The 9613-nt window shown below is 47.3% G+C and carries 9 protein-coding genes and 1 pseudogene; 1 reads left to right on the forward strand and 9 read right to left on the reverse strand.

The features are described from left to right. The 6 genes from ACFOET_RS06675 to ACFOET_RS06705 all read right to left on the reverse strand — a co-directional run. Window positions 1-215: hypothetical protein (locus ACFOET_RS06675; RefSeq protein WP_379020852.1), on the reverse strand; the 215-nt coding region annotated here is incomplete at its 3' end. Between the two features lie 3676 nt (window positions 216-3891). Then, on the reverse strand, window positions 3892-4377 hold the full coding sequence (locus ACFOET_RS06685; RefSeq protein ID WP_379020856.1) for a hypothetical protein: 486 nt from the start codon (window positions 4375-4377) through the stop codon (window positions 3892-3894). A gap of 198 nt (window positions 4378-4575) precedes the next feature. Continuing rightward, window positions 4576-5250, reverse strand: a complete 675-nt coding sequence (locus ACFOET_RS06690; protein ID WP_379020858.1) for a hypothetical protein — start codon at window positions 5248-5250, stop codon at window positions 4576-4578. Between the two features lie 6 nt (window positions 5251-5256). Continuing rightward, the gene (locus ACFOET_RS06695) at window positions 5257-6042 is read right to left on the reverse strand and encodes a hypothetical protein (protein ID WP_379020860.1); all 786 of its coding nucleotides are present in this window, start codon (window positions 6040-6042) and stop codon (window positions 5257-5259) included. 168 nt (window positions 6043-6210) lie between these two features. Beyond that, on the reverse strand, window positions 6211-7149 hold the full coding sequence (locus ACFOET_RS06700; protein ID WP_379020862.1) for a hypothetical protein: 939 nt from the start codon (window positions 7147-7149) through the stop codon (window positions 6211-6213). Continuing rightward, window positions 7130-7723, reverse strand: a complete 594-nt coding sequence (locus tag ACFOET_RS06705) for a hypothetical protein (RefSeq protein ID WP_379020864.1) — start codon at window positions 7721-7723, stop codon at window positions 7130-7132. The genes ACFOET_RS06700 and ACFOET_RS06705 overlap by 20 nt, the downstream gene beginning before the upstream one ends. Window positions 7724-7958: 235 nt before the next feature. On the opposite strand from ACFOET_RS06705, the gene ACFOET_RS06710 reads away from it, so the two are divergent. Continuing rightward, window positions 7959-8204: a hypothetical protein gene (locus ACFOET_RS06710; protein ID WP_379020866.1), complete on the forward strand. Its 246-nt coding sequence runs from the start codon at window positions 7959-7961 to the stop codon at window positions 8202-8204. A 46-nt stretch (window positions 8205-8250) separates the two neighbouring features. Here the strand turns inward: ACFOET_RS06710 and ACFOET_RS06715 are convergent, their stop codons facing one another. The 3 genes and pseudogenes from ACFOET_RS06715 to ACFOET_RS06725 form a co-directional block, all read right to left on the reverse strand. Further along, a complete protein-coding gene (locus ACFOET_RS06715; RefSeq protein WP_379020868.1) occupies window positions 8251-8634 on the reverse strand; it encodes a DUF7674 family protein in 384 nt (127 codons plus the stop codon). Window positions 8635-8645: 11 nt separating this feature from the next. Then, window positions 8646-8843, reverse strand: coding sequence for a hypothetical protein (locus tag ACFOET_RS06720; protein WP_379020870.1), 198 nt, complete (start codon window positions 8841-8843; stop codon window positions 8646-8648). A gap of 446 nt (window positions 8844-9289) precedes the next feature. Next, window positions 9290-9433: pseudogene (locus ACFOET_RS06725) on the reverse strand (RHS repeat-associated core domain-containing protein); the annotation flags it as partial. Window positions 9434-9613 lie beyond the last annotated feature (180 nt).

Here is a 9613-nt window from a genome sequence, read left to right on the forward strand (position 1 = left end):
TTGCCCAGCACAGCAGCCGCCGGGGAGATGTATGCCCGGAAATCCCCCGTGCTCTGGAAGCCCGGACCCAATGTGATGCCCGTGGGCGCTGTGTGCTCCCCGGTAGCACCCGCCTTGTTCAGTACCAGCTGCCCCGTGGCATCCCCGGTCATAAATAAGAAAGCCATCATCAGCGTCAGGCATACGCTTACCGCATTGTGTGTCTTTGTGTTCATCGCCGCAAGCTTTTAGGGACGGTAATTATACTTGTATTCCTCCATAACGTTGCCGAAGTGGTCGCGCGTGCGCCAGAGACGCCCGAAACCGTCGTAGTCGTACCATGTGGTACGTCCCGAGGCATCTGTCGAGCTCGACATGCCGACTAGCGGCGCGTACGTGTAGGTCGTGATTTTCGCCTGTTTCAGCCCAGCTGCCGAGCGGAGCGGCAAAAGGAAACCGGCGACAGCCGNTGTCGAGCTCGACATGCCGACGAATGGCTTATGGGAATAAGCGGTTACCGAAGCATTTTTAAATGCCGGCAAACTCCGCAATGGCGCCAGAAAGTTTTCAACGTCCATGGGTGTTGGGCGCCGTTCACTGAACAAACCAATGGAACCTAGAGCATTTTCCATGGCAGCATATTCGACGTTTTCCACCTTCGCAATGGGATATGTGCCCATGTAGGAATAAAGGTAGTTGATCACGATCCCGTCGGCTTTCCGGGCACTCAACAGGTTGCCTTTGCCATCGTAACGCAGGAATAGGTATTTGTTGGTGTAAGGTGCTGTTCCTATCTGGTATCCTTGGTTAAGCGGGACGAACATGAGCGTAAACGGCCTAGTGAATTCAGTGCGTTCAAGCAAGGTCTGCTGTCCGTTACGTCGTGAGATTTGCTCAATGACAGGGAGGTAATGATAGTCGTTCATCTGCTGATAAATACCCGTTGCGTCGCGTCCAAGGGCAACCATTTTCGCCGGCCGTATATAATCTGTGGTCAGTACGCTACCGTCACTTGTAACGGTGGTTTCCTTTTCAAGCAGTTTATCTAGCGCACTGTACTGCCGGGCTATCCATGTCGTTACTTTCCTAAGCGCGGGCGAATAAACATAATCGGTCGTGATGACTGAATCAAGCGTAACGGAATGGCTATACAATCCGATCCGTTTGACGGTGTAGGACTGCAGCGCATAGGGTGGGTATGTGCTGTTCCGACTGGGATAGGAACGATGCGCCGAAAAGTTGTAACGGACCTGTTGCTCGTGTCCGTATCGATTGTTGGTCTCACGGAGTATGGTACCTGCATTGTTATTCAGGGTACCCAAAAAACGGTTGGCCTCCAACCCGCACTCCCACGATGAGTTATCCACCTCCCCGAACCGTAGGTTGATGAGACCGGGACCTTCGTAATTATATGCTGTAGCGTGCCCGTTGGGCAAGGTGTGGTATTCGGTAGACGTGAACTGAGTAACGGAGCCGGAGCTTTCCAGTTCCGTTATACACCGGTAAATATAGGGTAGGCCGTTATACAGATCTACGGATTCGATGGGCGCCCTGTTCAGAGTTAGCGTCAGCCATACCAATTCCGGGTGATTCACATAATGCGTACATGCCGTGGTGTAACCGGAAATGAAATTCCGGTACGGCTTGAACTGCAGTGAACTGGAGTCCCTGAACACGAGCCCATCCCCAGTCTTGGTAAATTCGTCATATCGGTAAGTGCGGGTCTCCGGTGCTCCCAGTAGCGGGACCGAGATTTGCTTGCCGACACGGTACCCTACGAAGGCGGAATCCACGTAGCCTTCCCAAACATCAGAGATGTAGGTCATATCGACCTTGAGCATGGTGTTAGGCCCATGCAGTTCGACTTCAAGGGAATAGTCGTTACCGGCTTCGAAGTGAAGGTCGTTGAATGGGCTGCTGATCGTCCCGGTTCCGGTGAAAGTATTGAAGGAATGGTTCAATTGAAGGTCCACCCAGTTCCTGCCATTCGGAAAAGCCATCGGCGCACCGTTTCCCCATAACCTGAACCGGGCCCAGTACTCCTCCAACGGATATTGTTTCGGGCCTTCATTTTCATCGTAAAGGCAGGTCACCTTCAAATTCACCCTTCCAGTGTGCGGCGTGATCATATCGAAAAGAAAACCCGAGAAAAAATTACCTTCGGTATTGGTAAACCAGTCAGTCCAGGTGCTTCGGGTCTCTTTACGCTCGAATGTCTTATATTTATTTTGTTCGTAATAAATCGAGTCGTACCCACCTGTCGGATACGTTATTTTTTCCAGTAGCCCGCTGGCTCCGAGGATATTCGGGTCGCGGTTCGCAAATTTTACCGCTTGCATATGCACGGCTTTGTTCCAGGGCACTACCAACTCATCGTAAGCCTGGCGCGGAATCAGTTCCTGATTGGGCTGGCCATTGAAACAACCGAAAAAATCTTTAGCGAAGCTAAACCGGTGTGGCAATTGTTCCTTATTCCTGTATCCGAACCGGTACTGTTGATTTTCCCCGCCGGTGATGTCGCTGACCTGGCTGAGGAAATACCGTGTTTTTAAAGCGGTGACCTGCGCCGGCTCGCTCCAGAACATGGATTGCAGCGCCGGTTCCAATGCCTGTTGTGAAACAACCTTATCATAGGTAAAGCGTATTTCCTTAAATTCTTCCATCGGTTGGATGCCTCCTCCTCCACCGGTTTTAATCATTACAGATATACCATCAAGCAGCTTGTCTCCAGGCAGGTCTTCACGGGATCTGTAGTTAAATGATGCGAAAAAATTATCCCCCTCTACGGTGCTCAGTACCTTGGTTGTCGTGTACCTGTATTTTACGCACGCGGACCGGAAGCCTGACGCGGGATCGGCACAACTCGTTGGGGAGCCGCTATGATTCCAGAATGAAGGAAACATTATCTGGTACATTCCTAAGCCGTGGTAGTAGTCAAAGCTCCAGTGTTCGTCGTAATCGATCAGATACATATACTGGACAGTAGTGTATGAAAACCGTATGTTACGGCCGTTTTTGATCATGTCATGTAGGAACCAGGCTGTTTTGATACTGTTTACCCGGTATGGAGAATATGCTTCACAATCGGCATCTCCATAGACGGAGACCTCCTCCGCTTCAGCAAATCGGTAGGAAACGCCGTTAAGGTCGGTGATGATAAATCTGAACTGCCCTGAAGTGAGTTGGATTTTTACCTGATTATCGTTTTTAAGGTAGACAACGGTATTGTTTCTGATAAAAAATGAACCGCTGTTACCAAAGATGTTATAGGTATATAGGTCGTATTCTCCATCGACGCCCGGATTATCCAGGGACATATTAAGCACATTTGTCAAGTTAGAAGAGGTTGGCGAATGCTCGGATATGGCCTCCAGATCATCGCCTATTCTGTAATTGGCCTGTTCGTCGGGAACACCACGCACTTCCCGGATGACCACGGCTGTAAATAGGTCTTTCCAACCGGTACCCAGACGGCCTCCCCAGTCGTCCACTTTTATTCCGGTCGAGGAATATTCTAAATAAGGGGCATAAGTAAGGTCCCCTTCCGACAGGGAAAATAACGGAAGAAGTTTGGAAACGGATCCCGTGGCTTTCGAAACGTCCACTCCCCCGTATTTGCCCAACCCAGAAACCGATGGCGAGGCTAATAGCCGCTTCTCGGTGGTCCTATTGAAGTCGGCCATCGTCTGGCTCAGGGCTACTTGCGTTAATAAAATGACAATCGCAATACTTAGTGACCTTATTGACAAGATCTGGAAATGATGGTTTGTTCTCATTTTTTTACTTATCTTAATGTCAGTTTTTCCGTGCCGACACATAGATTCCGTGCACCTACAAGTTTATTGGTTTGCGTTCGGCATGAGGTGATCTCAGCGAAAAGAAGGATACGACTAGTAGAAAGTTGTACGTCGTTCATTTGGTTTCAGTTTTTGTTGACGATTCTAATTGGATAACTCGGTGTTGTAGGTCATTGACCTGACTTTGTAGCGACATCTTGTCTTTGCGTTGCTCTATCAAATGAAGCGTCAACTCCTCCACCTTTTTCAGCAGCAGCAGGTTCATCTCCGCGAGGTCCAAACCATCCCGTTGGATGTCTGCGGCAGACGGGATTTCCGGCAGGTGTCTGTGCTTTTTCACGAAAGCCTCTACATCGGCTAAAGCTTGTAGTTCGTAACCCGGCTCGAACACGTAGTCCGGTACGGAGATGTCCGTCTTCACCTTCACCTCTTTGGCAAGAATATTACCGTTTACCGCCAGCTTAGCTTGAGGGGCGTTCGTGCCGATGCCGATATTACCTGAGGGAAGAAATGTCATATAAGGATTCGAATAAACCGTGCCGATATACGAATAATTTTCATACGACTCCCCATTGGTATAGTATCCGTAAGTTCCAAGCATGACAAAGGGCTTACTGTTATCTTGGTTTGATATTTTGAATCCTCTTGTCCACCCACTGGATTCCGTTGGGAAATTAGCTTTTATCGTTACGCCGTGACGACAATCCTATTAAGACATTGGGATCCTGGCTATAGACTTGGCCATGACCAAGCCACCAAATAGCGGCAGTTATAAATGCTAACCGTTTCATTGTAAATTTTAATCTTTTTCTTTCAGTTGATTGATTTCACGCTGTTGCTCCAGTATATACAGCGTCAGTTCCTCCACCTTCTCGAGAAGTTTGCGGTTCATTTCAGCCAATCCGATGCCGTCGGCTTCTACATCCTTCGCCGAAGGAATGCCGGGTAGATGACCGTGGGTATTGATATAGGATTCTAATTCGGCTAGTGACATGAGGTCGTAGCCCTTCTTGAAGACGTAATCCGGCCAATTGCCCATTTCTACTTTCACCTCCCTGGCTCGAATGTTGCCGTTGACTGATAATTTCTCTTGAGGAGCCGTCGTGCCGATGCCAATACTGCCATTGGGCAAAATATATAGACCTAAACGACTTTGCCACGGACTTGTTCCGTAGGCTAAGTAAAACAGATCAGCAGACTCCCCCACTCCATACATGCCCAAACCCAACACGCGGTCATTCGGTTGGCCATGGATAAAATATGTTAATCCCCTAGCCCAGCCACCTGTTCTATTAGGGCTTAGCAGGTCTATGCCCCCGCCATCAATTTTGACATATGTATTGCTCGCAGTCGGAAATGAATTTTGGGCGAGCAGACTATCTGCGTATGAGCAGATCACGAAAAGGGCAGATAGCGAACTTTTAATAATGCTGCTACCGCCAAGCAGGGAAATCAGGTTGAATTTGTTCATCATTGTCATTCAGGGTAAAACATCGAGCTTATTTGACACAGAAAAACGATCATGCACCGTCTTTCTTTGTATTATTTGAGTTTTCAGCTCATTCATACTATTTTCTAACCACTTATTTTTCTCTTTAATTTGGCGATTAGACTCATTCAATTCGATCAAATATAGCGTCAGCTCCTCCACCTTTTCCAATAATTTTCGGTTCATCTCCGCCAATGCTACGCCGTTAGCCTCCACTTCGGCAGCGGCGGGGATACCGGGGAGACGCCCATTTTCCTTGATATAAGCGTCGACGTCCTCAAGGGGAAGCAACGGATAATCTTTTTTAAACACATAGTCAGGCCAATTGGCCGTTTCCACTTTAATCTCTTTTGCGCGAATGCTACCGTTTACAGCGAGTTTGTCCGTAGGATTGTCTATTCCGATTCCGACGTTGCCGTTACTATCTGAAATAATCAATTCCCGCCAGCTTTCCCAGTTAGGTGAATTTCCCGATCTGAAATATATTTTGTAATTATTTGAGAATGCCAATTCATGTGCCTTGCCTCCCGAATTATCTGCATACCATGACCTGAAACCCAACAAGAAATAATACGGGTTTCCTACTTCTGGCAATCCAATGGCGCTTCCAAACTTAAAATGAGGCTGGAACGACCTATTATAACTGGATGGTGTAGTTGGATCATTTCTCAGATCTGATACCAATAAGCTGGTGGTCTGACCGACTACGTTAAGAGAAGTCAATATACACACCGCAAATGGGTAAAAAAAGAAAAACTGTTGAACTCTTCTTTTCATAGCTATTGGTCAATTTTTGTAAAGTGATAAGCTGGCTTTCAACTGTCGTAACATCGTGCCTATTTTGACATGAAAGAATCACGCTCCTCCACTGCAAGCCCCACTTCCGGACCCTCCCAAAAGGTAGAGCCTATCAACTCCGCCGGGAATGGCAAGTTACTCACAAGGCTATTTCCCATATGACTGTCTTATTCCAATTTGCTGTTCAATGGCTGAAAGCCTATCTTGTAGAAATTTGTATTCCTTATCCTTCTCGATCAGATGCAGCGTCAGCTCCTCCACCTTCTCCAACAGCTTGCGGTTCATTTCGGCCAGGCCGACACCTACTGCTTCCACTTCTTCGGCGGCGGGAATTCCTGGAAGGTGACCGTTCGTTTCGATATAAGTTTCCAGTTCGGCCAGCGGCATGAGTGGATAATCCGTTTTGAACACGTAATCCGGCCAGTTCGCCATCTCAACCTTTACCTCTTTCGCGCGGACGTTGCCATTTACAGAGAGCTTCTCCGTCGGACTGCCGCCAATCCCCACATTCCCATGTATGGTGAATGAAGAAGCGTATTGCGTGACCGGCATATTCGACTGGTAATCTGCAATTTCTGACAACACATTTGTATTTACGGGAGTACCGCTCTGCTCATACGACACATACCTCATATTTTCCGCGCTTGATATTGTCCATCCGACAAACTTAAATCCGTGGTTATGATAGGGCGGCGAATAAGGAACTTCAATAGCCAGGTATTTCTTGCCGTTGTAACGGCAGGTCTTTAACTTCCAAACGGAAGAATTATCCATGGATACCAAGTGTGCCGATGTCGATTGATGGGCCGATGAAGAGTTGACTTGGGCTATATTCAAGCGGTTCGCCCCACCCGCGTTTCCTCTTAACGCCGTAATCGTGCCAATGGCATAGTTCATATTCAAATTGACCCCATCGTACATTTCATGCAGCAGGATTAGGCCTTTTGTAAAGTCTCCATTGCCCGTTGTGTTAATGATTATGCTACGGTAATTACCCGGAGCGAGTTCCGTTACCTGCGAGAAGGTTGCTGTCCAACCAAGCACGATAAGTGCCGTAATTAACGTTCTAATTGTTTGATTCATCATTAATTTCTTTTTCTTCCAATCGCTTGGTCAATTCATTGAGCTGCTTTTGCAGCTTGATTTGATGCAGCGTCAGCTCCTCAATTTTCTCCAGCAGCAGTAGGTTTATCTTAGCCAGATTTAGTCCATCCCGTTCAATCTCGCCAGCCGACGGGATACCCGGCAGGTGTTTGTGCTTTTTTACGTAAGCCTCAACGTCGGCCAAAGCTTGCAGTTCGTAGTCCGGCTCGAACACGTAGTCTGGCACGGAGATGTCAGTTTTAACTTTTACCTCCTTAGCCAGAATATTACCGTTTACCGCCAGCTTAGCTTGGGGATCACTCGTGCCAATGCCTACATAGCCTTGCGAGGTCAGTGAAATCATATCTGTCCATGCTCCGGAATTGTGGCGAGCGGCAACGTTCAGCAAGGTTCGTCCGCCAGGGTCAATTGAATAAATTTTGTGCCCGAAGCCATTACCCCAACGAGAACCGGTCCATTCCAGTATTTTATCGCTCAACACCTCTTGCGCACCGAGTGGCTGACAACAGGCAATCAGCAGTGCGACAGAAAACAATCGGTTTACAAAAGACATCATATAATTATTTTTGAAGCAATTATTTGGTTTTTAATTTAGCAGCCGGTTCTTCATGGCCAAATCTTTTCCATTCCCTTTTAAGTAAGACATTTGCTTATTTGAAACAGGAAAACAATCATGCTTTCCCACCGCGAGCTCCACTTCCGGAACTTCCCAAAGTTACGCAAGGCATGACAAGAGGCTGATATGATTGGGCTATAAAATTGATAGGCATAGGCAATAAATGTGATAGGCTGTGCCTATCGCCTTTGGCACTAAGCCAACACGTCCGGTATTTGGTTCTCCCTATGTGCTGGCGCGTGCGCTCGGCGTCACGCTCGACTGCCTGGTCAAGGACGGCGAGTACGAGCACATCGACAACGAGACACTCAAGCGGCTGAAAGAGGTGCAGGGGCTGGACAGCGACACCCGCGCCCATGTCTTCGCCACAATCGATGCGTTCATCAAGGCGCCAAGGCTCAAGAGCATCGCGGCACTGTAAACCAAAAAGCCCGGCGCAATGGCCGGGCTTGACGGGGAGTTTCTCACTATTTTATAGAGTCCAAAAAGTCTTTCGCTTTCCCTTTTGAGCCTTCTTGATGATAGCGTTCCATAGCATCCAAACCGCTCTTTAGCGCACCTTTGAGTAGACTTTTATAAGCGGGCCTATTAGAAAAGTCCAAGTGGCCAAGGAAACCAATGTGTATTGCGCTTTCCACTTCTTGTGTTACCGTACCTATCATTGACTCTACAAATGAGAATACATCTTGTACCGTTTCTTCCTTCCCATTATCAATAGCTCCTTGTACAAACCTTTTAAGGCAACCCATTTGGAGATTGATGGAAAAGCTATAATCCTCGTCCAAGATTTCCTCCTTAACAGCAGGAAACCGTGAAACCAATGCTGCTATAAACTCATTCTTATCCTTCATCTTCATTCTGTTTAAAAGTATATTCCATTCACTTCATTCCGCGCCCTATTCAATATATCCTGTATCCTATCTTTTTCGTTCTGTAGGTTGCTTCTTAACTTCTCCGCTTCCTTCAACACATCCCCAGACAACTTATCACCTTTTATCGACTTATTCAAGTTTTCAATTTGATTATTTAAACCCTTCAGCGCATCCGTTACCTCTCCCAAATGGTCATATTGTTTACCGTCAATGTAACAGGATCCCCGAATATATCGCGAACGGCACCTGTCACATCCTTATCCGTCAGATGGTCACTAATATTCTTGACTTTCTTAAGCGTCCCTTCCAACACTTCACGTCCTGCCCCACTTAATGCCTTTCCGCCGTTAGCCATTAGTTTGCCTCCAAGAGCGTCAAAGGCCAGCATACCGATTCCCAAGCCAGCTGCAGACTGGTTATTCTCCGCCATCCCGAATGAAAACTGGACAACACTGCCCACAAATAGAATCCAATCGGCAACGGCTCTGGCATTGTCTACCCGCTCTTGTGTGGTACTGACATATTTGGATAAAGTCGCTCTACGTTCGGCACCCTCTCTGTGAACATTTGCGTCATTGCCCATGTAGCCGATACCAAAAAAAGCCATCAATTGCTTCACCCAGTTTGGGTCATCCGGTGCCATTCCATCACGGTCGATAAATCTTACCGGATTATCAAACGCATATGTATAAGGTGACCATGTACGCATTTTTTCAGCAAGTGGATCTACCGTATTAAAACGCCCAATCACCGGATCATAGAACCGTGCGCCGTAATCTTATGACCGTGCTAAGAATTACGCCTCTTCATTACATTAAATTAACGGACTTAAATAATAGTTCATATTTATGAAGCCTGCCTCCACCATCTTTCAGTATTTCAATGATCCTTTGTTTGTTTGGGGAAAATGTAAATTGAATACCGTTAAAATACTCGTTGTATGGGGAGAGCAAACTGT

The organism is Parapedobacter deserti, from assembly GCF_042646065.1.
In the GTDB taxonomy this organism is placed as follows: domain Bacteria; phylum Bacteroidota; class Bacteroidia; order Sphingobacteriales; family Sphingobacteriaceae; genus Parapedobacter; species Parapedobacter deserti.